Origin of the sequence: Paenibacillus sp. FSL R5-0887 (genome assembly GCF_038002305.1) — a bacterium.
GTDB classification, from domain to species: Bacteria; Bacillota; Bacilli; order Paenibacillales; family Paenibacillaceae; genus Paenibacillus_AQ; species Paenibacillus_AQ odorifer.
On the sequence record NZ_JBBOCE010000001.1, the window covers coordinates 3284296 to 3310528 of the forward strand.

A 26233-nucleotide genomic window follows, 5' to 3' on the forward strand; every position below is an offset into this window, starting at 1 on the left:
CCCTTCTTAGCTCAGACACCTAAACGCAGCATGAACAGCTCCAGCCCTAGCACTTTGTCTATAGCCCCTGTTTTCATTTTATAATCCAGATCCGCCAATGCACTTAAGATTTGCCGCAATCGTTCACTGGAGAACTTATGGGCCTGCTCCCCAGCAAGCTTAACCGCATATGGATGCAATCCGATCTGTGACGCAATCTGTCCCTGCGAATAACTATGTGCTGATAAATCCTTAACCTGCAAAATAATGCGGAACTGCCGCGCAACCAGCGCTGCGATCTTGATCGGTTCCTCACGCTGCTTCAGCAGCTCATATAATGTATCAAGCGCCTTATCAAGACGCAGATTAGCGATATCCTCAACAAGCGTAAACACATTTTGTTCTGTTCCACGGTGTACCAGACTCTCTACGGCCCCCGCATCCACAGTGCCGCCCTTACCAGCGAATAAACAAAGCTTGTCCATCTCTGCAGATAAACCTTGCAAGCCTGTGCCTGCATTCGTTATAAGAATTTCTGCCGTGCCAGGTGCCATTACACAACCCCGCTCACGAATTCCTTTTTCCACCCAGCGCAGCAGCTCTTCTGCTCCCAGCGGATTAAAGGCTAATACTGTGCCCACTGATTTGACAGTCTTCACAATTTTTTTACGCTCATCCAGCTTATCATTATTCACCATAAAGACGATTACACTGAAGTCTACAGGATGCTGCAAATAGTCACTTAAAAGATCTATACGATGCTCCAGTTTGGCATTTTCTTTGCCCGCTGTAAATAACGAGGCATCCCGCACCAGCAATAATTTACGTTCTACCATAAATGGCACAGTCTCCGCTTCTTCTACCACAGCCTGCACCGGCGTCTCAGAGAGATCAAAGGGAATAACTGCGAAATCACGATCCTCTTTAGCAATCAGCTGTTCTTCCAGCAGTGCCGTGAATTCATTCATTCGAAATTTCTCACTGCCATATAAAACATATAACGGTGAGATCTTCCCTTGTTTGATTTCTTTTATCGCCGTTTTGGCATCCATCCCGCCACTTCCTTTTCCATTCATCTAGCCCATTTTGTCCAGAGTTCTATTGTAGCAAAAAAAACTACAAAAATGCATGCAAAAACGGAGAAACTCTGGCAGCCATGGCCAAAGCCTCTCCGTTTAAGCGGCGCATCTATATAAACGACGGAGTGCGAAGCTCTAGAAACTCCGCATCCGGCGGTCATACCGATGTTCTGCAAAACCTATACTTTCTAGTTCCTGTCCTGTTGATATAGTATATTCAGAAACTTCGAAAAAAGTTCCAACCCCACTTTAATTTGTTGAAGATGAGGTTGGAGTGTTCGTTGGTGTCGCCCCAGGGGATGCAGCCGGACTTGAAGAAACTGCTTCCTGTACAGTGTACACCTTGGTTACATTCACACCATCTTTTTCAGTCACGTACGTAAACTTCGAGCTGTCCGCAGACCATTCACCAGAAATCCAATTTCCTTCCAGCGGATAAGAGTTTACGGCTAACCGTTCTTCCGTTGAGCCCGCTGGCGACTTCTTATAAATCACAAGCTGCAATCCAATAAATTCTATAGCATACTGACCATCAGGGGAAGTCCAGGTCTGCACATTAGATTCATCAGAACTGCTTAAGCTCATAACTTCCCGTCCATAGTCATAAGGAATCTCTAAAGAATCCTCCATCAGCGGAGCAGAATCGGCTGCGCTGTCTAAATTCATATCAGCAGTTTGCTCCTTATTATCCACCTTTAGCTGATTGCTACTGGCGTTGCTAGAATCTGAATTATGAGATTTCGTGGCGATATCCTGCTTTGGCGAAACAATTTTCTCTGTAGGCTTAGGATCTGCGCTTTGAGGCGGTTCGGTGATCGACCGCCCTCCAGCTCCAGCTCCCGCATCAGCTGCATCCGCCGGTGCACTTGGCATCGAGGTAGGGTCCACTGGTCCTGTCGCTCTATCTAAAGCGGCGTTATCTTCGTTCATTACCGGTGCATCCGTCTTATACTGCGCAGCGCCCTCGTTCTCTCCACCAGCGGCAGGAGAAGCTCCATCAGAGTTAGCAGTAATAGAAGCTTGTGATTCCATTGCTGTATCCTTAGTATCATCGCTGGCTGTTTTAGCACTATCCTGCATCCTTTGTTCTACTTCTGCCCCAGGCATTTTATCGGGCATATTAAATATTGCGATCCCTAATAGAACGGCAGCTGCAATAGCTCCAATGCCTGTCCGTGTTGCTATAGAGGTTCCCTTGGAAGGTTTACCGCGGGAGCTTTCACGTGAAAATGGGACAACAACCGGCTCCTCAGATCTCACAGCACTCTGTTCACGACTGCTTCGATCCAATTCTGCAAGCTGAGGTAAAATAGAGTCAACCAGACTAAACGGGGGTTTCACGTCTGGCAACTGCTCCAATTCATTGGAGAGAAGTGTCAGGCGCTCAAAGACTTCCGCGCAGGAAGGACAATTATCGATATGACGGAACATCTCAACAATCTCATCTTGACTCAAATCTTTGTCTAAATAGCGGTGCATCCATTCCATCACCTCCGCGCATTTCATCCCGATACACCACCTTTCTGGTACTCCTGAAGTCTATTCTGCAGTTGCTGTCTAGCCCGAAATAAGTATGATTTCACTGTATTCAAGGGCAAATCCAGACAATCTGCAATCTCGTTGTAAGAAAAATCCTGTAAATAGCGCAGGACGATGACTGTCCGATGATGCTCGGGCAATTGATCAATCGCTTCGCGTATATCCTCAGCTAAATAAGAGGATAGAACCTCACGTTCCACATTGTGTTTATCCTGAAACACCATTTCATGTTCATCAATAGAAACTGTAGGTTTAGTTCTTCTGAATTTATCAATGCAAATGTTAGTGACGATTCGCTGAACCCACGTTTTGAACTGGGCCTTCTCCTCATATGAGCCGATTTTTGTATAAACCCGGATCAAGGCTTCCTGAGATGCATCTAGCGCATCTTGTTCATTATGCAAAATGTAGAAGGCCGTTTTATATACATGTCCTTCAATTTCTCGCAATAGGGTGATTAGAGCGTCGCGATCGCCCGCTTGAGCGGCTCTGATGAGTCCCTGCTCCACCACGAAGGTTCCCCCTCTCTATGCAATCTTACTGACGCGCAAGACTGCGAATTTGTTGCAACCGTGTAATTAATATTTTTAGAATACCAAACTTTTCTTAGAACGTCATGTTAAGCCAGCCGTTACAACGCGCTATCCCGCATTGCACAGCCAATAATTCCTACTAAGCATACAGGGGAAACAACAATCATTCAAATACTCTTTTTCACTATCTTAGTAACAAAAATGACATCAAAAGAAACGGCCTATCCCCTTGTCGGAAATGAAGCCGTCTGTCTTAAATATTACCCTCCGGTATCGAGCAAGAAACTCTATTTATAGAGCGCAATTTTGCAGAGCATGAAGACCGCGTAGTTTTCCCTAGTCTCATCATCCACCACATAGGCTTCTCCATTCTCAAATAATTGAGGGTTATTGTAATTGCGCTCTAATCTGTAGATCTGCCCTTCCGTCACCTTACAACCATGGAATGCCGACTCAATTTCTACGTACTCAGCATCATCTTCATCCGCTGCTTGATACAGCTTTTTATCATTATAAGCAGGCATATACTCACTCCCGGCTGGATAATAAATCCTGACGTTCAGTCCATGTATCACTACTCTTCTATTATATAGTTTATTATCTTTATCCCGATTCTATACTTTCTAAAAAGCATAGAATAAAAGGAATATTGACAGCTCAAAGAAAATCAACATAAAAAGGCTGCATGGCCAACGTCTGTCAGCCACACAGCCTATAAATAAAAACGCAAATCAGGATTTCAATCTCCGTTCAAACTATACATTAAATCCCTTTTATCTCTTTAAACTTCGCCACATATTGGGCAGCAAGATCAGTAATCTGATCGTATCGGCCATTCTTCGCCGGTGCAGTCAAATTCCCCCCAATGCCCACAGCCATGCAGCCGTTTGCAATCCACTTCTCCATATTGTTCAAATCCACGCCACCGGTCGGCATAATATTTACATGTGGCATAGGACCTTTAACCGCTTTTACATAATCCGGCCCGAAAGCACTGCCAGGGAACAATTTAAGCACATCCACGCCGTACTTCAGCGCTTCCTTCATTTCATTTAATGTCATGCAACCAGGCATATAGGGAATGCCATAAAGATTACACATCTTAGCTGTCTCCACTTCAAAAGAGGGACTAACCACAAACTCTGAACCTGCAAGAATGGCTATTCTAGCTGTTAAGGGGTCCAAGACAGTTCCGGCGCCAATCACCGCACGACTTCCGTACTCAGCAACCAATCTCTTAATCGCCACATCCGCGTCTGGTGTAGTAAAAGTTACCTCAATATTATTTAGACCGCCTTCTATACAAGCAACGGACATCTTAAAAGCTTCCTCAGCACTATCTGCTCGAATAACCGCTACAACCCCGACGGATGCCACATTCTGCAATACTTTCATTTTCTTCATCAGTAGACTCCCTTTCTCTTGGTACGATCATAGATAAACAGGAAATACTTTTTTAGATAAACTTTTTTATTAAATTTACTAATTATTGCGTTTTGTTCTATAAGGAAATAGTAATAACAATACGATTAACAGTCAATACATTTTTATTACATCAGGTGAAAATAAGTAATAAAATTTAAGAAAAACCTTTATAAAACAAGGGTTTATGGAAACATTATTTTCTTTTTACGAAAAAAGTTTTTTGGTTAACAATTATTCTTTTATTGTACAAAACCGATTTATGTGATAATTTCAAATTACAAATCATTATACTGGGATAAAATCATTACCCTAGGAGGAACTAAAAATGAGTAAACAGCTGGATGCCGTCACTTTCGGGGAGCCGATGGCGATGTTTTATGCGAATGAGGCCGGTCCTCTGCATGAAGTATTTTCGTTCTCCAAAGCATTAGCAGGTGCAGAAAGCAACGTGGCTACAGGCTTGTCGCGTTTGAATCATCCTACAGGTTATGTTACGAAGCTTGGCGAAGATAACTTTGGCACATTCATTGCACAGGCGATGAAGAACGAGAACATTAATACGGACAATATTACTTTTACTAAAGAGTATTCAACAGGTATGCTTATCAAATCGAAAGTGGTTACCGGCGATCCAAAGGTCGAATACTTCCGCAAAAACTCCGCGGCCTCCACGCTTAGTCTGGAGGATTTCGACGAGGCCTACTTCAATTCCGCAGGACATCTGCATGTTACAAGTATCTCCGCCGCTTTGTCCAAGAGCTGTCATGAATTTTCTATTCACGCTATGGAATTTATGAAGAGTAAAGGAAAGACGATCTCTCTGGATCCTAATCTGCGTCCCAGCTTATGGCCGGATACAGAAACAATGGTGAGTACCATCAATGATCTGGCTCCACGCTGCGACTGGTTCCTGCCGGGACTCGGTGAAGGTAAAATCCTTACCGGACTGAGCACACCCGAAGAGATTGCAGACTATTACCTGGAGCGTGGCATAAGCTTAGTCGTCATCAAGCTTGGCCCTGAAGGCGCTTACTATAAATCCTCTGCTGGGGAAGGTTACGTGGACGGATTCAAGGTGGAGCAGGTTGTTGATACGGTGGGTGCAGGTGATGGATTTGCGGTTGGCGTAATCAGTGCGATGCTGGAAAAGCATCCGATTGCTGAGGCCGTCAAACGCGGCAATGCGATCGGTGCGTTAGCCGTCATGTCGCCAGGCGATATGGACGGACTTCCCACCCGTGAGGAACTTGCGAAGTTTATGCAACAAGAAGTCTAATAATTGCAAAAAGACACAGAGCAGCGATTCTCCGTTATTGGAGGAGCGCTGCTCTGCTTTTTGGGTCGCTGATTGGCTGCTATTGCTATGGCTATGCTATTTGCTATGGCTATGCTATTGCTATTGCTATTGCTATTGCTATTGCTATTGCTATTGCTATTGCTATGCTTCAGCAGTGTAATCACGTACCTCAGGGCTTTCGGACCCAGAAGACGCTATTTGCAATTTTTTCACCTTTGCGGCGTAGTTTCGGACTCCAGTGACACTATTCCTTATGAAAAAGGGCATTTAGCATGTTTTCCATGCCGATAGCTGCGATGGGGTCCGATAGCACTCCAAATATGGGATTATAGTGCATATAAGGTCAGCTGAGTCCGATAGCGACTTCTTACGCGAAAATATTACCAATCAAACCCAAGTTTAGTGTTTAGATAAAGTTAGGTCCAATAAAAGGGGAGTGCCCAGCAAGCTAAGAAATAGCTGCTGGGCACTCCCCTTTTTATAGTTCAAACTTATTTGTAAGACTTCACCGACTGCCCTTGCTGCAAGGTCGGCGGGAAACGATATGTAATTGGAACAGAAGCTCCCTTATCCTCGATACAAGAGAGTATAATCTTGGCAGCCTGCATCCCCATCTCGTAAGCAGGCTGACGGATTGTCGTAATGACCGGATTATAAATTTGCGCGAATTCCGCATCATCTATCCCGATGACCGACAACTGTTCTGGAATAGAGATGGCATTTCGATTCGCATATTTCAGAATTTCCGCTAGTGTGATGTCGTTCGTAGCCAGCAGTGCAGTTGGCGGCTCCGGCAGTGCTAATAAGTGTTCCAGCCCCGAAGCTAATTCCTCTTTGGATACACTGCAAATATACTCCTCACGCAGCGTTATGCCCGCTTCTTCCATCGCTTTTTTGTAGCCACTAATCCGCTCTTTCCGAGGGGTAATCGCATGCTCCCCAATTGGAAGGGACACCAGAGCAATCCGCTCATGGCCTTGCTGAATTAGCTGCCCTACGCCTATCTTTGCCGCCATTTCATTATCCAGCAATAGACTCTGCGTGGTGATTCCATCTACTAGACGATCCATAAAGACTAGCGGGAAATCAGCCTCTACCAGCTTGCTATAGGCAGACGGGTTATTCCCTGTAGGAAAAATAATCAGCCCATCCACCTGACGAGCGATTAAGGTTTCTACATATTTGCTTTCTTTCTCCGCATTCTCATCTGCGTTGCATATGATCACTTGGATTCCGTGATGCTGCAGCTCATTCTCAATCGCCCGGATACATTGGATTGACAGCGTGTAGTCAATATTAGCTACGATGATCCCGACCATATGCGTCCGGTTCTGCTTCAGACTGCGCGCCAGACCATTTGGCTGATAATTAAGCTCTTCAATTACGGCCTCAATCCGGTTTTTCGTCGCTTCGCTCATATATTTAAAACGTTTGTTCAAAAATTGGGAGACCGTACTTTTCGAAACTCCCGCTTTTTGAGCCACATCATCAATCGTTAACTTCTTCATCGCTTCGGCTCCACTCTTCTCAAAAGAAAATACTTTATCAAAAAGTATAGCTTTTATTTAGTGAATTATCTACTAGGGAGTCTGACTGTAAAATTCCTGATACAGCTCATTTTGTCGCTCTTCTGATAAAAATGCCCAATCTTCATCTATCCACCCTGGTCCACCTTTCGTAAGAATATCCGCTTTACAAAGTTCCCCATTCATCTCATATTCCATGGTTAACGATTGTCCATTAATGTCTCTAAATCCAATGGTCGATGCAGGTGTTTGAATGCTTAAGGTCTCCATATCATAAAGCACTGTTTTATCTTGGTATGTCTTATCTACCGGGTATTCTAGGTAACTAAATACGATCTGGTCATGCTCCTTATCCACTGCGATTATTGACTTATATTCTAATAGCTCCCAATCAAAGGACGTAAGCTCTTTCGGTACCACAGATTCTCCTGTCGCTGCTTTTTTAACATTTAGAATAAAAAATCTACCATTCTCCATAATGCCTGAACCTATAGTCTTCGTATAGGTAAATAGCAGAGCGTAATCGCCCGCTCCAAAAAATCCACTCAAATATTGATAAGTACTTGCCCCTCCTGCATAAAGAGGTAAAGTATAAATCCTAGTAGCTGAAGAAGCCGATAATTCCGTCTGGTCCTTCGAGCTCAGGTAAAGAGTGAACGGTTCTGTAGGATGTGTGTACTTTGGCTTCTTGTAGTCCACCATCGGGGGTGGCGGCGACCAAAGGATTCCCGCTGTTGTCTCAACGGCATACGCTTTACTCTTATCTCTGTTCATTGGCAAAGGCATGTAGTATTTCTTACCGCTAATCTCAAATTCTACTGGACTTGTCGGAGGCTCTATTGCTTTATCATTAGTTGCAGGACTAGAAGAAGGCAGTATGCCTGCGCCTTGTGACTGAACGGATGACGAATGAATTGGCCCTGTGTTTTTCCATATGCCCATAGGGAAGGTAAGCGCACCTATCAACAAAATCGTAGCCAGACTGGTCAACACCACATTTTTATTTATCCAATAACGTTTGTAAGCTGAACTTTTATTCGCAGCAGCCTGTTCGATCCGCATCATTAACTCAGGCGTAAAACCATCTTCAATGAAAGGATTTTTGCCTGCTTGCGCATACCAATCCGTCTGCCCGATCATCACTGGATTACTATCATCCGTGTTGCGTTTCATTCCCTCTCCTCCTTCTGGATAGCCTCTTTAACCTTCTCTCTCGCCCGCGCGAGCCGAGATTTCACGGTTCCTTGTGCTAAATTCAGCAAATCTGACATTTCGGCAATGGATAATCCATGTTGAATATCTAGCACAAGCACCTCTCTGTTCTTCTCTGGAAGGGTCATAATAATTTCCCAGATCCGGTTCGCATACTGATTGCCAAGGGCTTCTTTTTCCGCAGAAGGTGCATTAACAGCAGTAGGTTGATCACCCAAAGCTATGAATCTGCGCCAAAAGCTATTTTTGCTCCAACTGAAGGCCGTATTTCTGGTAATCGTAAGCAGCCAGGTTTTCATCGAAGATTGCCCCCGGTATTTTCCAACATTCTTGTACGCCTTCAAAAACACTTCTTGGCTGATATCATTTGCCTGCTCTCGACTTCTAGTTAAGAAAAAAGCATAATTCCACACATCCGAGCCATACGCCTCCATCATTTCCCGCAAACTCATTGCGGGCGCGTACGCTGCTGTATATGGTATATCTTCGCTTAGCATTTTTCGCCTCACCCCTTGCCTAATAAGACTTTCCAAACTTGAAAAAGTTCCCTGTAAAATAAAAAATAGGTCATTCATAAAAAAACACCACCGATGAACGTTTAAGCGTTCACTAGTGGTGTGTGGATATTTTTTAAAGAGAGCTGAATTTCTCCTCCAGCCGCCGTGCAAGCTCATCGTCCGGTAACGGATTACGATGCGTATTTTCCAGATAGATATGCTTTTCGGTCTCGGGCATCAAATATTCCTTATACCATAGAAACATATCCGGACTATCCCCCTGAATCCGCAAAAATTTACGGGCCGTTTCTACATGATCTATAGTGTTGGCAATATTGGTCAACCAATCAGCCCGATAAAAATGCTTCCACTGGCCGATCTCTGCCCGTAAAAGAGCCTGCTGGCCCTCCTTATAATCCCAAACCGCATGAGAAGCTTCGATAAATGCCTCTGGAAATCGCTCTTCTTGGTAACACATATACGCCTGGCAAAGAGAGGATAACCCGCTGCACCCGCTCCAATGCAGCTCAATTTGAACTAGCAGTTGAACATGCAGCCTGTTTCTCTCTTTTTCGGGTAAAAGTTCCATCACCTCTTGGCACTGCTTTCGCAGCAGATACCAAACTAGTACAACTCGCTCAGCTCGATCCCTGAACCATCGAACCTGCTCTACAAAAGGAACATCCCCTGCGGCCCAGCGCAGTCGCTCATCGCTCTCCGTCTTATTTTGCAGCCAATGCCCTATAATCTGCCTTGCCGGATGATGATAGAATTCATCGCCTGCGCGGTCGTCAGCATTAGGACCATATACTATGGTGTTTTTGAAGTAGCTTTTGTACAATTGTGCAATTCGCCCCTGCTGCGCTGTGTAGAAACGGTTAACGAAGGTCTGAAGCTGTTCATCAGCATCTGCTGTTCCATCCATCCACAACTTTGCTGTCAGATCTAATGTATAGAGATGAGGCAAAATATTCCCTGAATTCACTAGCAGATATTCACTAGCCCCTGCCGCAAATGCCCCCTGTAATTCCTCCACTATAAAGGACGGATCCGTTGGGAATTGTGTTAGATGATTGGAGGCCTGCAAGTCGTGGAAGGTGACGTGGTAATATACCCCGTTTTTGCCTTGATCTCCTGCCTCGGGTAGAGCAGGCACGCGCAGATTCAGATGGCCATGTCGTCGCGACACCATTTTACCGTATCCGTTATCCGCCCATATTTTAATAACACCTTCTGGCACTTCGATCTTTCCTTGTTTATACAGCTCTGCAATTTCTCCGTACATCGCCATACAGCACACAGGCTGGTCCACATATTCACAGATCATATCGTATTGCTTGCGAACTACAAATGAGATCAAATCACCCCGTTTCTCCGGAGTATCAAAAGAGGGATCATTCTCCCAAAAAGGTTTATCACCCTGTCCGCGGAAGGAAAGCACCCAGAGTGTTTTTTCATCTTTTTGCCGCTCGATAGCTTCTCTCCACAGCTGTTCAAACAATTCTGGATATTCTTTATAGCTGGCCTGCTTGCCCGGAAAAGCACGCAGGAACATTTGCGCGCCAAGCGGCTCCGCATGATGATGTGTGATCCACAGTCCCATATCCACCGCAAGCTGATGATGAATTCCGTTTCTCGGCAAATCCGTCCCGGGGATTACCATATTTCCACCACAGCGCAGCAGCGCTTCAAAAACAGGCTTCCATACCTCCGCCGTCGGAGGATAATCCTCCTTCCAGCCGATAAGACACACTTCATCATTCACGAACCAACCTCGGTAACGCACCTTTGGCTGAATGCTGTTGTAATCAGAAATAGGTAAATTGATCGCATCTTTCTTAACAGGAGGAAGCTCCGCCCAGAACCAGAAGGGATCGACACCAAGCACGTGGCGGCTATAATGAAGCATCCCATAAATAATGCCCAATTCATCGCGGCCGATAATATGCAAGATCCGATCCTCTTCACTACCTGTAAAACGCAAACAAAAACCCTCCGCCCATTCCGGGCAGCCATCATCCTCTGTCGCATAACGAATAATTACAGTAGCTGCCGCTCCTTGTACCGGAGCTTTTCCGAACACCTGCTCATGATCCCTGGCGATCATCCGCCAAGCATATCCAATTGGATTACTGCGTTCTACTTGAACATCATATACACTTTCCGCTGTTACTCTAAATTCTGCATATGTATTCACTATCGCTTCATCTCCTAATTCGCTACAAAACACGGAGGACACAAGCTTCTCACCACCGCACTTTGCAACATAGTTTAAGTAAGCATAGAGTTTACCAGAATCTTTCATCTCTATTATAAAGCGTTTACATAGATTGTGCATGCGTAATAATTACTGGAGGAGGACGACGGCTACTGGAGCTACTGGAGCTACTGGATTAGAGCAGCTGGTGCTAGATAGGACAACAGATACTAGACAGAGACTGCAGTTACTGTGTTAGAGCACCAGCCACTAGATAGGGAAAGGAGTTACTGCGTTAGAGCAGCAGGTGCTAGAAAGGACAACAGTTACAGTATTAGAGCAGCTGGTGCTAAACAGGACAACAGTTACAGTATTAGAGCAGTTGGTGCTAGACAGGACAACAGTTACAGTATTAGAGTAGTTGGTGCTAGAACAGGGACAGTAGCTACTGCGCTAGAACAGCAGGTGCTAAACAGGATATCATCTGCATTACTAGAGCAGCTGGTGCTAGAACAAATAAACTGGGATCATCAGCAAGTAACAGGAACTTATGTGAAAGTTAGTATCGCTACAACGATAATATGTAACTGAGGTGCTTTGATATGTTCATATGGAGCGTTTAGTTGCACTTTGTGCAACTAAAAAAGATCTTTCCAGCTCATAAAGTGATTTAGTTGCACTTCATGCAACTATTTCTGCTCAAAATTAGAAAATAGGCGTTTTTCCAGATTTTAAGTGTACAAAGTGCAACTAAATGAAGAACCAGCTACTTTAAATTGCGATCTATTGCACAAAGTGCAACTAAACAAGGTTTTAGTTTTATAGTGGTGTAAAAGACCACGAAAGGAGCTTTAAAGGAGCTTTAAAGGGACTTTATAGAGTCTGCGAAAATTAACATACACCACCAGCACTAAATCACATTACTCGACTACCTCCCTAATCCGCTCCCTCCGCCAACTTATGACGCACAATAATCCCGTCGGCCCGCACACGCATCTGGATCTCCCCTTGCCGATCCGTTCTAAAAACAGCAGCTTGATTAACTTCCAAACGTTCCAATACCTCAGCTTTCGGATGACCATATAGATTATTTACTCCCGCAGAAATCACCGCAGCAGCTGGTTGCCAAAACTGCAGCCAAGACTCGCCTGTTGAAGTTTTGCTCCCATGGTGAGCTACTTTTAAAACGTCAATGGCAGGTCCTGCGTTAATGCCCTTTTGCAGGGCTTGCTGCACAATCTCCTCCTCGGCTTCCAGATCCATATCTCCGGTAAATAGAAAATTTCTTCCGTTCATCTCTAGACGAAAAACTACAGAATCGTGGTTCTGATCCTCCAACAGTGGGATGCTATTCAGCATAGAAGAACCTGACGCTGCTCCCTCTCTATCTTGTTCTTCCGGCCATAAAAAGGACAGCTCCGTCTTATCATCCGGGGAAAGCCTCATTCCCTGATGTACGGCATACAGTTGAACATTGTTCTCCAGCGCAGTCCGCATCATCTCCATATAAGATTCACGGTCAGCGAGTGTGCCATTAAAAAGCAGTGCCGAAACCGGAATTGCCTCCATAACGGCTTGGAGTCCCCCGGCATGATCCTGATCCCCATGAGTCAAAATAATCGCGTCCAGACGGTGGATCCCACGTTTTTTAAGCAAAGGCACCAACACTTTAGCCCCTACCTCGAACGGGCTGCGGCGAATGCGCCATTCTTCTTTTTGCCCAAAATTTAACGTTCCTCCACCATCTACAAGAATATGAGCTCCTTTTGGTGTAGTGATGAGGATACTGTCGCCTTGCCCGATATCCAGGTAACTAATCGTCCCTTTACCCGCCTGACGTTCTGACTGATAACCCTTGTACAGCATTAGGCCCAGTCCAACCGCAGATAGTAGAACAATCGCTCCGCTCCAACGTACAATCTTAGGTTCATCCAAAAAATACTGTGCGCTCCCCGTTCTCCCAAACCCGCCGTGCTTGTTCACAGATAAACCAATCTCAGCTAACGGCCTCGTCTCATCCTCCATATACTGAGGTGTTGCGCGGGCTTCTACTCTTAGCTTGGCAGCATACAACAGCCCATACAATAAGACATAATACACTCCGATCCACAGCAGTGAAGGCGAGCGCCAAATCAGAACTCCGCCAGCAAAACCATTAATCCATTCAACCGCATAAAAAGTAACGTTATTCAGCAGCTCCGTAATATGTGCCAAAAAAATCGCGGCATCTCCCCACAATCGTCCAAGCAGTAGCGCAAGCGTTCCTAACGGCAATACGATAAAAGTAATAAAGGGCACAAAAACCAGATTAGCCACTAAAGACAGCAGAGAAAATTGATTAAAATAATAAATCGTCAATGGAAATGAGACCAACTGGGCAACTAGAGTCACAGAGACGGCGCTTTTAAGCCAGCGTGGCAGTGCGCTCAGCAGAGGGTCCATAAGCGGAACGTAGACCATTAATCCTAAGGTCACCAGAAACGACAACTGGAAACTGACACTGAGCAGCATGTAAGGATTCCAAATCAGCATAACCAGTGCCGCTGCAGCCAAAATATTCAGTCCATCCTTCAGCATGCCAACTCGTGCAGCGAGCAATGCAATCATACTCATTAATCCCGCACGCACGATAGACGGACCCGCACCTGTCAACAGGACGTATACAGGAACGAGCACTAAGGTGACTGTTAGCGTGGTTTCTTTTGTCATCCGTAAGCGCCTGAATATAAATAAAAGAACACCAACATACACCGCAACATGCATACCTGAAATGGCGAGGATATGTGTCAAACCAAGTTGTGAGAACTGCTTAAAGGTATCCGGATCGAGATCATCCTGCATCCCAATCACCAAACCCTTCATATATCCAGAGTGGCGCGCTTGAAACAGCCGATCCGTCTCCGCTCCAAGAACTGCCCGCGCTTTATCATTCCAGCGTAAGATCATTAACGGATTCCATGAATCTGGAGCAGTTGCTTGTACATTTTCTGCACCTTGACTCTTTAGAAGCCAGTGAATCTTCTGCGTATGCAAATAGGCCCGATAATCAAACCCTCCGTAATTCCGCGCTGTTGCTGGCTCTTCAAGTACACCGTTTAGCGACACCTGATCCCCTCTGCGCCACTCCGCAGCAATAGCGATTTCTTGCTCGGCAAGTAGTTTGATCTGCACCATAATTAACTCCCCATGCACTCTTTTATCTTGTTCGTCCCGCGGATCAGGTGAAGCGGCATCTTCCTCTGTAATCAATGATAACTCTGAGAGCTTCATCGTAAAATCAACCCGGTCCCCGTCCCGTTCCACCACGGAAACTATCGTCCCCTTAGCCTCCACGGCAGTCTCATTCAACTCCGACAATAATCTCCCTAGCGCTTCAGGCAGGTGACTTAAATTACGGCCTTCATTCCATTCCCAATATCCAGCGGATAAACTAATCGCCAAACAAAATATCGCCAGCTGTTTCCAGCTCATGTTCACCCAAACCCTCATACTCACCAGTAAAATTAATAAACCAGCCCACGCCAACCACGTTCTAAACCCTGAACCTAAACACGCTGCTGCGCTTCCAGCAATCCAGCACACTGTAAAACCTAATAAGGGTCTCTCCTTCAAGCCTCCATTCTCCTCCTTTCGCAAGATAAAAAAAAAGAACCTCTGCATACGCCATAAAAGCGCACGAGAGGTTCTTCCTCAAGCCATCTTATTCAATTAGGGTTGTACAATACAGCTACTCCGCTACTTTAATCATCGTTTCACTTGGCGGCTCATAGTTCTCCAATTGGCGAAATACGATGCCTTTGGCAGCCATCATTGCTTCTACCTTTTCCATATCCTTACGGTAAGGACGATAATACACAATCTCCACAATACCGCTATTAGCCAGCATATTTGCACAGGTCCAGCAAGGCTCATCCGTCACGTAGACGGTACTGCCTTCCCGGTCAATCCGGTCTGTGAATAGCAAAAGATTCTGTTCGGCATGAATCGTGCGAATGCAGCGCTGTTTCTTCACCATAGTCTCTACGCCATCCACGATCTCCATCTCATATTGCTCCGAGAGCATACAACCTGCCTCTGAGCAATCAGGTACGCCCATTGGCGCCCCGTTGTACGCGGTACCAAGCAGCTTCTTGCCTTGCACCAGTACAGCACCTACATGTCGTCGTGAGCAGCGTGAACGAGTTGAGACCATACAGGCAATGTCCATGAAATAAGTATCCCAGTCTTTACGATAGGCAGTAGTCATAATCAATCTCCATATCCTTCTAAATAGTTGTTAACTATTGTAGCACATCCCCGCAAGTTTTCACTAGGACAACGGTTGTGGCACTTCCAACGATCTTCATTTCTTATTTATCTTCAAAATATTACTAAAGCTTTTAACTTCTCCAGCATTTTAGGTCCTATCCCCTTTACCTTCCCCAGATCAGACAGGCTGCGAAAGGTCCCTGCACGGTTGCGGTAATCCATAATTGCCTGAGCCTTCTTTTCTCCGATGCCCGGAAGATCCATCAGCTCCTTAACACCCGCAGTATTCACATTTACTTTACCTTCCTGTGAAGCTGCTGATATGGAAAGCTCAGTTGTCTCCTTAGCCGCAACAACTTTATCCCCTGCCGGCGTTTGCTTCCCTGCAATGTTTGGCATTTGAACTTCTGCCCCTGCTGGTGTTTGGCCTTCTGCCATTGGCGTTTGGCCCGCTCCTTCTGCTCTCTCCCCCGCAACTGCTGTCGAAGCTTTTTCAGCTGCCGAAGTTTGATCAGCTTGTTCTGCTCGCGCTGCCTCCTTAACCTTCTCACCTTCTTCAGCATTCCCAGCAGCTTCAGCCTGCCCTGCATCTTTCTCTAAATGTAGCTTATTTCCCTTCGTCTGATGACCTCCCTCACTGCCCCCAGCAGCTGGAGCGGCACCAGACTCAGCGATTCCAACCGCTTGCTCCATACCAACATTCAAAGTCTCCCACCCGGCAATCCCGGAATCGCCCTTGCTCCCTGCCGCCCATAAAAGCCCACTTCCTATTACAGCAGCAGCCACTCCGAGTACGATACTTCCTTTATTCATATTACTTTCCTCCTCACAAAAATTCTTCTTATGCCTTTTTGTGAATCTTCATACATTCCTGCGGCTGGAAACTCCTTTAATTATTCATACAAAACCTGTCATCTGTCCAAGTCTATCCTGCATACATATAACGAAGAGCATTCATGTCAGTTAGTAAATAAGCAACGCTAGAAAGGAGGAACCACAGGTGAAAGTTGGATTTATCGGAACAGGCAGCATGGGCAGCCTGCTGATTGACGCCTTTCTTTCTTCCGGAGCCCTGAATCCGTGCGATGTACTCGCCAGCAACCGCAGTCTGAATAAACTGCTGGAGCTAGAAGATCGTCATCCCGGCATAAACTTATGCGGAAGCAATAGTGAAACAGCGACTGGAAGTGACATTGTTTTTTTATGTGTAAAACCGCTGGAATTCAAAACCTTAACAGATGAGATCGGCCCTTATCTCCGTAGCGATCAAATCGTCGTATCCATTACAAGTCCCGTTCAATTGCAACATCTGGAATCCGCTTTGCCGTCCAAAATAGCCAAGATCATCCCCAGCATTACACACTGTGTCAAAAGTGGGACATCACTGTGCATATTTGGCAGCAGGCTTAATAAAGAAGACAGGCTCGTGCTGCTGCAGCTGTTGTCTTTCATAGGTGTTCCTTTGGAAATTCAAGAGGCCCATACCCGAATCGCTTCTGATTTCTCCAGCTGCGGACCTGCGTTCTTGAGCTATTTCATTGAACGCTGGATTGAAGCTGCGGTGGAAGTTACCGGGATTGAAGAGACGTTAATCAGCCGGCTTGCAGGTGAAATGCTGCTTGGAACAGGCAAGCTGCTAACAGAAGGAGAATTCACCCCGCAAGAGCTTCAAGAACGTGTAGCTGTCCGTGGTGGGATTACCGCAGAGGCACTGAACCATCTTCGCATTAGCCTTGAGGGCGTATTCGAACGTCTCATCATGACTACCCATGATAAATACGATGAGGATGTTACCAAGCTGGATGCGTTATTTGGGCATGACGGTATTATTCAAAGTCCCGTAGACCGTTAGAAAACAATAAAACCCGCAGCACGGAATTCTCCGTTGCTGCGGGCAATATTGCGTTCTTCGCTTAACCCACTACGATATTTACAAGCTTGCCAGGAACCGCAATGATCTTGCGTACGGTTTTACCTTCTACTGCTGCACTCACATTCGGGAGTGACAACGCATGAGCTTGCATCTCTTCTTGACCCATATCCTGCGGGATCAATGCGCGTTGTACGATTTTACCATTTACCTGAATAACGATTTCAACCTCAGCATCCACCGTCCATGCTTCATCATACGTTGGCCAAGCCACGTAGCTGATACTTCCTTCGTGACCGAGCAGCTGCCACAGCTCTTCAGCGATGTGAGGCGCCAGTGGTGACAACATTTGTACGAAGTGTTCAGCAGCTTCTTGGGACAAAGTTTCTTGCTTATAAGCATCGTTAATAAAAATCATCAATTGGCTAATTGAGGTATTGAAACGCAGATGCTCGAAATCATCAGTGACCTTCTTAATGGTCTTGTGCCAAGTGCGTTTGAACTCGTCAGTGCCACCGTCTGCTGTGATTTTGGTGCTCAGCTTACCATCTTCACTCACGAACAGGCGCCATACACGGGACAAGAAACGGTGAACTCCTTCTACACCCTTTTCATTCCAAGGTTTGGTTGCTTCCAGAGGGCCCATAAACATTTCATACACACGCAGCGTATCTGCACCAAATGCTTCTACAATCTCATCAGGGTTGATGACATTTCCGCGTGATTTACTCATTTTTTCATTATTATTTCCAAGAATCATACCTTGGTTAACCAGCTTATGGAAAGGTTCTTTTGTTTCAACTACGCCGAGATCATAAAGCACCTTGTGCCAGAAACGTGCATAGAGCAAGTGAAGCACGGCATGCTCTGCTCCACCAATATACAGATCTACTGGAAGCCATGCTTTTTGCTTCTCAGGGGAGCAAAGCTCTTGATCGTTTTTCGGATCAATATAACGCAGGTAATACCAGCAGCTGCCCGCCCATTGCGGCATGGTGTTCGTCTCACGGCGAGCCTTCATGCCAGTCTCAGGATCGATAGTTTCCACCCACTCTGTTACATTCGCAAGTGGAGATTCCCCTGTACCCGAAGGTTTGATTGCCTCTACATCTGGCAGTACCAGCGGCAGCTGATCCACCGGAACAGTCTTCATTGTGCCGTCTTCCAAATGCAGAATTGGAATGGGCTCTCCCCAGTAGCGTTGACGGCTGAACAGCCAGTCACGCAGACGATAGGTTACTTTGCCTTTACCTACGCCCTTCTCTTCCAACCAAGCAATCATCTTAGCAATCGCTTCTTCATTCTTGAGTCCATTCAGGAAATCAGAATTGACATGCGGACCATCTCCGGAATAAACCTCTTCTTCAACGTTGCCGCCTTGAACGACTTCCACGATATTCAGGCCGAATTGTTTAGCAAATTCCCAGTCGCGAGTATCGTGACCCGGAACTGCCATAATTGCTCCCGTTCCGTAACCAGCAAGCACATAATCTGCAATCCAGATTGGCACCTTCGCACCATTCACAGGATTAATTGCATATGCGCCTGTGAAGACACCGCTCTTCTCTTTCGCCAAATCCGTACGCTCCAGATCGCTCTTACGTGAAGCTTTTTCACGATATTCTGCCACAGCAGCAAGCTGTGCTTCAGTTGTAATCACATCAACAAGCTCATGCTCTGGTGCCAATACGCAGTAACTTGCTCCGAACAGTGTATCTGGACGTGTAGTAAACACGGTCAGGTTAGCTTCGTGACCTTCAATGTTAAAGTTCACTTCTGCACCTGTTGATTTCCCGATCCAGTTGCGCTGCATATCCTTGATGCTTTCGGACCAATCCAGCTCTTCCAGATCCTCCAGCAAACGCTCAGCGTACTCTGTAATTCTCAGAATCCATTGACGCATCGGTTTGCGCACGACAGGGTGACCTCCGCGCTCACTTTTACCATCGATAACCTCTTCGTTGGCAAGTACCGTACCCAGTGCCTCACACCAGTTAACAGGTACTTCTGCTACATAAGCCAGGCCTTTGTTATACAACTGGATAAAAATCCATTGTGTCCATTTATAATAATCCGGATCTGTCGTACTGATCTCGCGGTCCCAATCGTAGGAGAAACCCAGCGATTTGATCTGACGACGGAAATTATCGATGTTCTTATCGGTAAAATCACGTGGATGCTGGCCGGTATCCATCGCATACTGCTCTGCCGGAAGTCCAAAAGCATCCCAGCCCATCGGATGCAATACGTTGAAACCGCGCATCCGTTTGTAGCGAGAAACGATATCCGTCGCTGTGTAACCCTCTGGATGACCTACGTGCAGTCCTGCACCTGAAGGATACGGAAACATATCCAGTGCATAAAAATTGGGTTTTTCAGGATCTTCTCCTGTCTTAAAGCTTTTGTTCTCATCCCAGAACTTTTGCCATTTCGGCTCAATAGCCTGCGCCCGGTAACCAGTAGCGGGTATGCTATTTGTTTGATTGTCGCTCATTGTCTGCTCCTCCTTGGAGTGTTACTTCTTAGATTTCTTATTTCTTAACCAAGCATATACGCCCTCGGTGTCCTTATAAGGACAGTAAGCATTTATGCGGGAAATATAAGACATGAAGTATTGCGTGAAACGTATACTCTCTTATATTTACAAAAAAACCTCCCATCCCTAGCGTATTATCGCTAGGGACGAGAGGTTATAATTCCCGTGGTACCACCCTAGTTAGCGGCTGAATATACTTTATTCTGCCACTCACTTTGCACCCTTTAGCGGGGGTGAGGCGACGGCGGTTCATTCATGACATCCATTATCTCTTATGGATATCCTGTAAACTTGCACCGTTACTCCGAGGTGAGTTCACTCTGTTCCGTTAACCGACTCGCACCTTAGTGCCGGCTCTCTGCAATAACGGTATAGAATTAATAATCCTCATCATCGAACAACTATATACTGAGTCATCAGTAATATTCCCCAACATTATATACAAAACTGTTATCAATAGTCAATGATTATCCCTTTATACAGGCTTTCGTTTGATTAAAAACGCCATAAAGTGTTGAATAACGACTTTTGCAGCTGCAAAGAACGGTACAGCAAGGATCAGTCCAATCATCCCTGCCAGCTCACCACCTACCAGCAATGCAAAGATAATAAGCAGCGGATGCAAATGTAGCGTCCTGCCTACTACCTGTGGAGAAATAATATTGCTCTCCACAATTTGGCATAAAGTGTTTACCACAGCAACCAGTAGAACTAATCGAAAAGAGACGGTCGAAGCCATCACAATAGCAGGTGCAGCCCCTAGAAAAGGACCCATATACGGAACAATATTAAATACTGCCACCACACTGGCGAACAGTAAGGCATAAGGCATTCCGACGATAGCATAGCCGATATAGGCGAGCACACCTATAATGATGCAGACCAGAAATTGTCCGCGAATGTAATTGCCGAGCGCGGCATCAATATCTTTTAACAAAGTAACAATAGACTTGCGGCGTGCGCGGGGCAGACAAGAGACCACCGTCCGTTCAAATACGTCAAAATCCTTCAGAATATAGAACACCAGAAACGGCACGATAAAAGCATTGAACAGCAAGTTAATCGTTGTCCCTATGTTATCGAGAAAATGAGAAATCCCTTCGGCCAGACGATTCTCCAGTTGAAAAAACCAGTTGTTCATCCCCATTTCAACCCCAGGTGGTATTAGCCTTGTATTCATATGGCTCATCAGGCCTTGGGCTTGCAGTGTGATCTCAGGCAGATGTTCATTTAACTCTTCAAGCTGCTCAATAAACATCGGGATAAGGTTGATGGCGATCACGGTAATCGCCGTTAGAAACACTGCATATATAAGTAGAACAGCTACGCTACGCGGCATCTTCCGTCCGGCCAGCATACTAACCACGGGATTCAGCACATAGGAAATAATCATAGCTGCCAGAAATGGAGCGAGGATTGCCTTTAAGAATACAAAAATCCCCTGCAGCATCGGACGAAGCAACCAAACAAAATACAAAATGATCAGGGATAGCAGCACTCCGATCATCCAGCGGAACCATTTACTTTGGGACCATTGTTCCATGAGAGTACCCTCCTGCGGTAGAGCCTGGACTAGCTTCGTAAATAAGTATATGTATGGCCGCAGCAAAATAACCATCAAACACACAAAAAAGCGTCAATAACCTTGCAACTGATTTCAGCTGAAAGGAAATTGACGCTTAAGTACATAGAGCAGTCTTGCTTACAAAGCAAGATTCATAGTTAAGACGACGCATGAATTTGCGGGAAATCCTGAGTCATATCATCCCCGGAGAACAGGTCGTCCAGTGAGCTTAGTGTGCCGTCTTCTTCAACTTGATAAACCGACATTTTCTCGCCATTTACCGTCAATTCGATGAAACAGCCCCAGCAATAAAACTGGTGGGAACCGATCTTTCCGATATCTTTGGAGTTGCAGTTTGGACACTTCATATAATACATTCCACCTATCCGTTAACAATATTAATGGCTTTTTGTAGCCGTTCTTCGCTCATCGCAGGAACCATTAATGCATTCTCACCAATGGACATCTCGTCAGAACAAGGCAGCCATTTGCGGCCTTCGATCAAATCAGTGACAAGCCCGTCACTAATTTCCAGCGCTCCTATTGTGTTTCCCAACTTTTGGTCAAAATAAACATCAGATATTCGTCCGAGTATAGTTCCAGTTGTAGTTAGCACTTTTAAATCCTTAAGTTTGTTCTTTCCAAGTAGAAAAGTACAAGGTATATGATCGGCATCTATCTTATCAATCGACTCTTTACTACGAATCATGACAGCATCCTCGCCGTAGGCCACAATATCTTCCCATGCCACAAATTTCACATGGCCACCAAAAAAAGATTTGCTTTCCAGTTCAATACCCGTAATATTCCAGTTTGAATCGAGCAAAATATCGACAATTTTGCCGATTGCGTTACCCTCTTCAACTTCATATACAGCCAAGCCGATCAGATCTTGAAGTTTCATGGCTGCTCGGTCTCCTCACTTTGAGTGTAATTACGAGTTCTCAAAAAGTGAAAGCCCGAATGATCAGGATACCTATCATAGCCTAGAAGTAACTAGTCTCTGATACGCAGCCGATTCAGAATGGTTTCAACTTTTCGAGCAACGTACTCAATTTCTTCAGTAGTATTACCCAAACCCATGCTAAATCGAATCGCGGACCCTAAAATATTTTCTGGAAGCTCCATTGCTCTCAGAACATGGGATATTTCCAGTGATCCTGACGTGCAGGCTGAACCGCTTGCCGCCGCAATCCCGTCCATATCCAGGTTCATCAGCATAACATCTGTTCTAGCTCCCGGGAAGCTCAAATTCAGTATACTTGGCAAAAAATGCTCGGTATTGCCGTTAATCGAATAACTTTCCCGTCCAATCAGCGTATCCAGCTCTTCAAGTAGTCTATTGCGCAGGAGCTGCACTTTTTGTCGACGTTCTGATAGACCTGTAACTGCTATCTCAACAGCCTTGGCAAATCCAGCAGTACCTGCTAGATTTTCTGTTCCGGCTCGTCTGCCGCGCTCCTGAAGGCCACCGTGGAGTCTTGGATGCAGCGGTGCTCCACTCCGCACATAAAGGCCACCGATCCCCCCAGGTCCATTGATTTTGTGAGCTGTAAAGCTCATGTAATCTACCGGAAGCTCCCGCAGTGTGATCGGTAAGGCACCAAGAGCTTGTACAGCATCAACATGGAACAGAATTCCCCGCTCTCTGGCAAGCTGGCCAATTTCCTGAATCGGCTGAACGGTTCCTACCTCATTATTGGCATACATTACACTGATTAGCACCGTGTCTTCCTGCACCGCTGCTTCTACGTCTGCAACGGATACTCGGCCTGTAGAATCCACAGGAAGATAAGTAACCTTAAAGCCTTCCTTCTCCAGCTCTTCGCAGGTATGTAGCACTGCATGATGCTCTATCGCAGAGGTGATAATATGATTGCCTTTCTGGGCAACAGCAGCGACAGCTCCATAGAGGGCTAGATTGTCGCTTTCGGTTCCGCCGCCAGTGAACACCCACTCTTCCGGCGAGCAGCCTAAAAAGGCGGCGATAGTATCGCGCGCCCCATTTAATATTTTCTTGGCTGAACGTCCGAACTGATGTACACTGGACGCATTTCCATATTGTTCTGTCATTATATTCAGCATGACCTTGGCCACCTCGGGATGAACCGGAGTTGATGCGGCGTGGTCCAAATAGATGGTTTTCATCATTCATTTCTCCACTTCTAGGGTATAGTACAATAGTTCGTTTTTAAGAACTATTAAATTATACCGCGCGAGAAGTTAGTTTTCCACAAACTAAAGAACACAATATTGTAATCAATTCCCTATATAGGCTAGGATAATGACAGCCAATTCTCTTCAGAGGTAACTTCTATGCCGTTTTTTCTAAGTAAAGCCGCAGTCACGCCGTTGCCAGCGATCTTCTTCCCTTTGAACTCTCCGTTATAAATCATGGTGCTGCCGCAAGAAGGACTGTTTTCCTTGAGGACTACCATCGTGGCTGAAACCTCTTGAGCTTTTTCAAGCGTAATATAGGCCCCTTTTAAATATAGTTCTGTTACATCTGTTCCCGACCGGTCCACTACTTTTGCCGTTCCTGCAAGCACATCCTCACCATCCCCGCCGACAATTTCAGCTGGCTCTCTAGGCGTAGAGAATCCCCCTAATAATTCCGGACACACAGCAATAGCCTGATTCTCATTCAATAGCTTCTGAATTTTCTCATCCAAACAATCCGTACCATTATATCTTACCTTCATGCCAGCTAAACAAGAGCTTACCAAAATCACCTATATGCACCGCTTTCTTCATTCATTGTGCTTCGTTTATAATAAGATACAACCCTCAACAGCCGTTCAAGCTAAGAAATATTTCGAGCATAACATGCTGATTACAAGCTGTAAACAAATCTAGCCTCAAAAACGACCGAATGGGAAGTGTATAAAATGTGCGGACGATATACAATAACAGTCACCATGGAAGAGCTGATGGTCAGATATTTTGCCAATGATTCTACCATTATCCACTATGCTCCAACATATAACGCAGCACCCATGCAGCAAATTCCGGCAGTCATTAACACAGGGTCCAGCAATAAACTTGGGGAACTGCGCTGGGGTCTGGTTCCTTCTTGGGCCAAAGATGATAAAATCGGCAGTAAAATGATCAATGCCCGGGCAGAGTCACTCCTTGAGAAGCCTTCTTTCAAGCGATTAGTAAGCTCCCGCCGCTGCATCATCCCTTCTGATGGTTTCTATGAATGGAAGGCACAGGGCAGCAGCAAACAACCCATGCGAATCGTGATGCGCGATGGGGGTATTTTTTCAATGGCCGGATTGTATGATATTTGGATGGACCCTGAAGGTAATAAATTAAGTACCTGCACGATTATAACGACTACCCCAAATGAACTTATGGCTGAAATCCACAACCGTATGCCAGTTATTTTGAAGCCTGAGGATGAGCCTGAATGGCTAAGCCGGAGCAATCAGGACGCAACTTCGTTAATAAAGCTTCTTAAACCCTATGATCAGCATCAAATGAGAGCCTATCCGGTTTCCACTGCAGTGGGAAATGTCCGGAATAATACGAAGGAATTAATCAATGAGATATAGAAAACAATATTATTCAAATGGTGGGAATGATTGTAACCCTTTTATTGACACTAATTCTGACCTCGTTGTTAATCCATGAAAAAACATCTTAACCCTGCAGATTAACCGCAGAGTTAAGACCAGCGCCGCTCAATTTGAATTCTACGTCCCATCAATTGATGATACATCTGTAGAAATCTGTCTGCATACAGCTCGGAGGACAGGTTAGTCCGGATATGCCATTCTCCATTCATCCTGATTCTGGCCCGCAGTGCCGGATCATCCATTAAGGATAGAGCAGCATTCACAGCTTCATCCAGCTGCCCTCTCGTGTATATTTTTCCAGTGTGATTATTAATGACAAGTCTTCGAACGCCGTCTGAATCTGTAGTAAGTACAGGACAACGGCATAACATCGCCTCAGCAACCGCGTATCCAAATCCTTCCAAAATTGAGGTCGAAAGGAGCAAACCTCCCGAATCACCAATAATGCTCATATAATCTGCCATTTGCTCATGAGGAATATTGGAATACGAAATTAACCGTGAAGAAATCCCTGTCTCAGCTACAAATTGATCAAAGCTTTCTTTTTGCTCTGGATCAAACAACGTATCATCCTGAAAAATCCATAAATAAAGCTCGGGATGGATCGTCAGCAGCCTTTGCCCGATTTGCAGAAATTCCCGCCAATTCTTATTCGTTTGAATGCGTCCTACCCAACCGAGGATAGGGAAACTTTTCGCGGGATAATTGGTATATCCAAACTGATCGCAATCGATCGGATCATCAAAACAATATTGTGGAATGGTTGGAAATCCGCCTTTGAAAAGCGCCTGCAAATGGGTTGTTTCCGGATACAGCAGTGCATCGGTGAGCCTGTAAATGCGCTCTGTAAAATTATTAACGACCTGCTCAGCTTCATCTAAGGTACCTAAACCCTGCACTTCAAAAACAAGCGGCCCTTTATACCCAAACCCTCGAATCCGCTCTGCTAAGTTAATATCCGTACACACTACAATTAAGTCAAATGCTTCACGAGCAAGCATTGCCCTGATCTCGTCATCACTATTGGTAATATGCGTTTGAATGTTACGGATATTCTGCTGTCCTTTTCCATGGTGTGTATACAGTAAATGGCACTCTACACCGCGAGCATATAACGCTTGGCAGCGAACTCGGTTCAGAGTTTGCATAC

General features: G+C 45.5%; 22 protein-coding genes. 3 read left to right on the forward strand and 19 right to left on the reverse strand.

The genetic code is table 11. The features are described from left to right. Positions 1–11: 11 nt before the first annotated feature. From holA to MKY14_RS14670, 5 genes are all read right to left on the reverse strand, one after another. Positions 12–1031 carry a DNA polymerase III subunit delta gene (holA, locus tag MKY14_RS14650; protein WP_036677525.1) on the reverse strand — a complete coding sequence of 340 codons (1020 nt, stop codon included), beginning with the start codon at positions 1029–1031 and terminating at the stop codon, positions 12–14. Between the two features lie 276 nt (positions 1032–1307). Continuing rightward, positions 1308–2564, reverse strand: a complete 1257-nt coding sequence (locus MKY14_RS14655) for an anti-sigma factor family protein (RefSeq protein WP_340976720.1) — start codon at positions 2562–2564, stop codon at positions 1308–1310. Continuing rightward, on the reverse strand, positions 2561–3109 hold the full coding sequence (locus MKY14_RS14660) for an RNA polymerase sigma factor (RefSeq protein WP_036677530.1): 549 nt from the start codon (positions 3107–3109) through the stop codon (positions 2561–2563). Before MKY14_RS14660 ends, MKY14_RS14655 begins: the two co-directional genes overlap by 4 nt. A 308-nt stretch (positions 3110–3417) precedes the next feature. Next, positions 3418–3654, reverse strand: coding sequence for a hypothetical protein (locus tag MKY14_RS14665; protein ID WP_038572950.1), 237 nt, complete (start codon positions 3652–3654; stop codon positions 3418–3420). Between the two features lie 238 nt (positions 3655–3892). After that, complete coding sequence (locus MKY14_RS14670; RefSeq protein WP_038572952.1) at positions 3893–4534, reverse strand: bifunctional 2-keto-4-hydroxyglutarate aldolase/2-keto-3-deoxy-6-phosphogluconate aldolase; 642 nt, start codon at positions 4532–4534, stop codon at positions 3893–3895. Between the two features lie 346 nt (positions 4535–4880). On the opposite strand from MKY14_RS14670, the gene MKY14_RS14675 reads away from it, so the two are divergent. Then, positions 4881–5831 (forward strand): sugar kinase, encoded by a 951-nt coding sequence (locus MKY14_RS14675; RefSeq protein WP_340976722.1) that lies wholly within the window; start codon positions 4881–4883, stop codon positions 5829–5831. 512 nt (positions 5832–6343) lie between these two features. Here MKY14_RS14675 and MKY14_RS14680 read toward each other — a convergent pair. The 7 genes from MKY14_RS14680 to MKY14_RS14710 form a co-directional block, all read right to left on the reverse strand. Further along, positions 6344–7360 carry a LacI family DNA-binding transcriptional regulator gene (locus MKY14_RS14680; RefSeq protein WP_076179378.1) on the reverse strand — a complete coding sequence of 339 codons (1017 nt, stop codon included), beginning with the start codon at positions 7358–7360 and terminating at the stop codon, positions 6344–6346. Between the two features lie 72 nt (positions 7361–7432). Next, the gene (locus tag MKY14_RS14685; RefSeq protein ID WP_076185491.1) at positions 7433–8551 is read right to left on the reverse strand and encodes a hypothetical protein; all 1119 of its coding nucleotides are present in this window, start codon (positions 8549–8551) and stop codon (positions 7433–7435) included. After that, positions 8548–9087, reverse strand: coding sequence for an RNA polymerase sigma factor (locus MKY14_RS14690; RefSeq protein WP_340976724.1), 540 nt, complete (start codon positions 9085–9087; stop codon positions 8548–8550). The genes MKY14_RS14685 and MKY14_RS14690 overlap by 4 nt, the downstream gene beginning before the upstream one ends. 133 nt (positions 9088–9220) lie before the next feature. Then, positions 9221–11284: a glycosyl hydrolase 115 family protein gene (locus MKY14_RS14695; protein ID WP_339169378.1), complete on the reverse strand. Its 2064-nt coding sequence runs from the start codon at positions 11282–11284 to the stop codon at positions 9221–9223. Between the two features lie 936 nt (positions 11285–12220). Continuing rightward, on the reverse strand, positions 12221–14896 hold the full coding sequence (locus MKY14_RS14700; RefSeq protein WP_340976726.1) for a ComEC/Rec2 family competence protein: 2676 nt from the start codon (positions 14894–14896) through the stop codon (positions 12221–12223). A gap of 115 nt (positions 14897–15011) precedes the next feature. Further along, positions 15012–15530: a deoxycytidylate deaminase gene (locus MKY14_RS14705; RefSeq protein WP_076137388.1), complete on the reverse strand. Its 519-nt coding sequence runs from the start codon at positions 15528–15530 to the stop codon at positions 15012–15014. A 113-nt stretch (positions 15531–15643) separates the two neighbouring features. Continuing rightward, on the reverse strand, positions 15644–16345 hold the full coding sequence (locus tag MKY14_RS14710; protein ID WP_340976728.1) for a ComEA family DNA-binding protein: 702 nt from the start codon (positions 16343–16345) through the stop codon (positions 15644–15646). A gap of 187 nt (positions 16346–16532) precedes the next feature. On the opposite strand from MKY14_RS14710, the gene comER reads away from it, so the two are divergent. Continuing rightward, positions 16533–17384: a late competence protein ComER gene (gene comER, locus MKY14_RS14715; protein WP_036677548.1), complete on the forward strand. Its 852-nt coding sequence runs from the start codon at positions 16533–16535 to the stop codon at positions 17382–17384. A 61-nt stretch (positions 17385–17445) separates the two neighbouring features. Here the strand turns inward: comER and leuS are convergent, their stop codons facing one another. The 6 genes from leuS to MKY14_RS14745 form a co-directional block, all read right to left on the reverse strand. After that, entirely contained in the window at positions 17446–19896 is a 2451-nt protein-coding gene (gene leuS, locus MKY14_RS14720) for a leucine--tRNA ligase (protein WP_076303081.1), read from the reverse strand. Positions 19897–20413: 517 nt separating this feature from the next. Beyond that, positions 20414–21481, reverse strand: coding sequence for an AI-2E family transporter (locus MKY14_RS14725; RefSeq protein ID WP_036677553.1), 1068 nt, complete (start codon positions 21479–21481; stop codon positions 20414–20416). Positions 21482–21660: 179 nt separating this feature from the next. Beyond that, the gene (locus MKY14_RS14730) at positions 21661–21870 is read right to left on the reverse strand and encodes a hypothetical protein (RefSeq protein ID WP_036677557.1); all 210 of its coding nucleotides are present in this window, start codon (positions 21868–21870) and stop codon (positions 21661–21663) included. A gap of 14 nt (positions 21871–21884) precedes the next feature. Next, positions 21885–22406, reverse strand: coding sequence for a PRC-barrel domain-containing protein (locus MKY14_RS14735; protein WP_036677560.1), 522 nt, complete (start codon positions 22404–22406; stop codon positions 21885–21887). Between the two features lie 92 nt (positions 22407–22498). Continuing rightward, on the reverse strand, positions 22499–23650 hold the full coding sequence (locus tag MKY14_RS14740) for a cysteine desulfurase family protein (RefSeq protein ID WP_076129682.1): 1152 nt from the start codon (positions 23648–23650) through the stop codon (positions 22499–22501). 128 nt (positions 23651–23778) lie between these two features. Further along, the gene (locus MKY14_RS14745; protein ID WP_076129681.1) at positions 23779–24234 is read right to left on the reverse strand and encodes a DUF523 domain-containing protein; all 456 of its coding nucleotides are present in this window, start codon (positions 24232–24234) and stop codon (positions 23779–23781) included. A 156-nt stretch (positions 24235–24390) separates the two neighbouring features. On the opposite strand from MKY14_RS14745, the gene MKY14_RS14750 reads away from it, so the two are divergent. Next, positions 24391–25059 (forward strand): SOS response-associated peptidase, encoded by a 669-nt coding sequence (locus MKY14_RS14750; protein WP_076129680.1) that lies wholly within the window; start codon positions 24391–24393, stop codon positions 25057–25059. Positions 25060–25172: 113 nt separating this feature from the next. On the opposite strand, the gene MKY14_RS14755 is transcribed toward MKY14_RS14750, so the two are convergent. Beyond that, the gene (locus tag MKY14_RS14755; RefSeq protein WP_254849017.1) at positions 25173–26231 is read right to left on the reverse strand and encodes a glycosyltransferase family 4 protein; all 1059 of its coding nucleotides are present in this window, start codon (positions 26229–26231) and stop codon (positions 25173–25175) included. Positions 26232–26233 lie beyond the last annotated feature (2 nt).

Bases quoted from the DNA above. Each gene is read 5' to 3' on its own strand.
- MKY14_RS14665 (WP_038572950.1), bottom strand. From the start codon at position 3,654: ATGCCTGCTTATAATGATAAAAAGCTGTATCAAGCAGCGGATGAAGAT.
- MKY14_RS14685 (WP_076185491.1), bottom strand. From the start codon at position 8,551: ATGAAACGCAACACGGATGATAGTAATCCAGTGATGATCGGGCAGACG.
- MKY14_RS14735 (WP_036677560.1), bottom strand. From the start codon at position 22,406: ATGAAACTTCAAGATCTGATCGGCTTGGCTGTATATGAAGTTGAAGAG.
- MKY14_RS14705 (WP_076137388.1), bottom strand. From the start codon at position 15,530: ATGACTACTGCCTATCGTAAAGACTGGGATACTTATTTCATGGACATT.
- MKY14_RS14670 (WP_038572952.1), bottom strand. From the start codon at position 4,534: ATGAAGAAAATGAAAGTATTGCAGAATGTGGCATCCGTCGGGGTTGTA.
- MKY14_RS14740 (WP_076129682.1), bottom strand. From the start codon at position 23,650: ATGAAAACCATCTATTTGGACCACGCCGCATCAACTCCGGTTCATCCC.
- MKY14_RS14750 (WP_076129680.1), top strand. From the start codon at position 24,391: ATGTGCGGACGATATACAATAACAGTCACCATGGAAGAGCTGATGGTC.
- MKY14_RS14690 (WP_340976724.1), bottom strand. From the start codon at position 9,087: ATGCTAAGCGAAGATATACCATATACAGCAGCGTACGCGCCCGCAATG.
- leuS (WP_076303081.1), bottom strand. From the start codon at position 19,896: ATGAGCGACAATCAAACAAATAGCATACCCGCTACTGGTTACCGGGCG.
- MKY14_RS14710 (WP_340976728.1), bottom strand. From the start codon at position 16,345: ATGAATAAAGGAAGTATCGTACTCGGAGTGGCTGCTGCTGTAATAGGA.
- MKY14_RS14730 (WP_036677557.1), bottom strand. From the start codon at position 21,870: ATGAAGTGTCCAAACTGCAACTCCAAAGATATCGGAAAGATCGGTTCC.
- MKY14_RS14755 (WP_254849017.1), bottom strand. From the start codon at position 26,231: ATGCAAACTCTGAACCGAGTTCGCTGCCAAGCGTTATATGCTCGCGGT.
- MKY14_RS14680 (WP_076179378.1), bottom strand. From the start codon at position 7,360: ATGAAGAAGTTAACGATTGATGATGTGGCTCAAAAAGCGGGAGTTTCG.
- MKY14_RS14725 (WP_036677553.1), bottom strand. From the start codon at position 21,481: ATGGAACAATGGTCCCAAAGTAAATGGTTCCGCTGGATGATCGGAGTG.
- MKY14_RS14655 (WP_340976720.1), bottom strand. From the start codon at position 2,564: ATGAAATGCGCGGAGGTGATGGAATGGATGCACCGCTATTTAGACAAA.
- MKY14_RS14675 (WP_340976722.1), top strand. From the start codon at position 4,881: ATGAGTAAACAGCTGGATGCCGTCACTTTCGGGGAGCCGATGGCGATG.
- holA (WP_036677525.1), bottom strand. From the start codon at position 1,031: ATGGATGCCAAAACGGCGATAAAAGAAATCAAACAAGGGAAGATCTCA.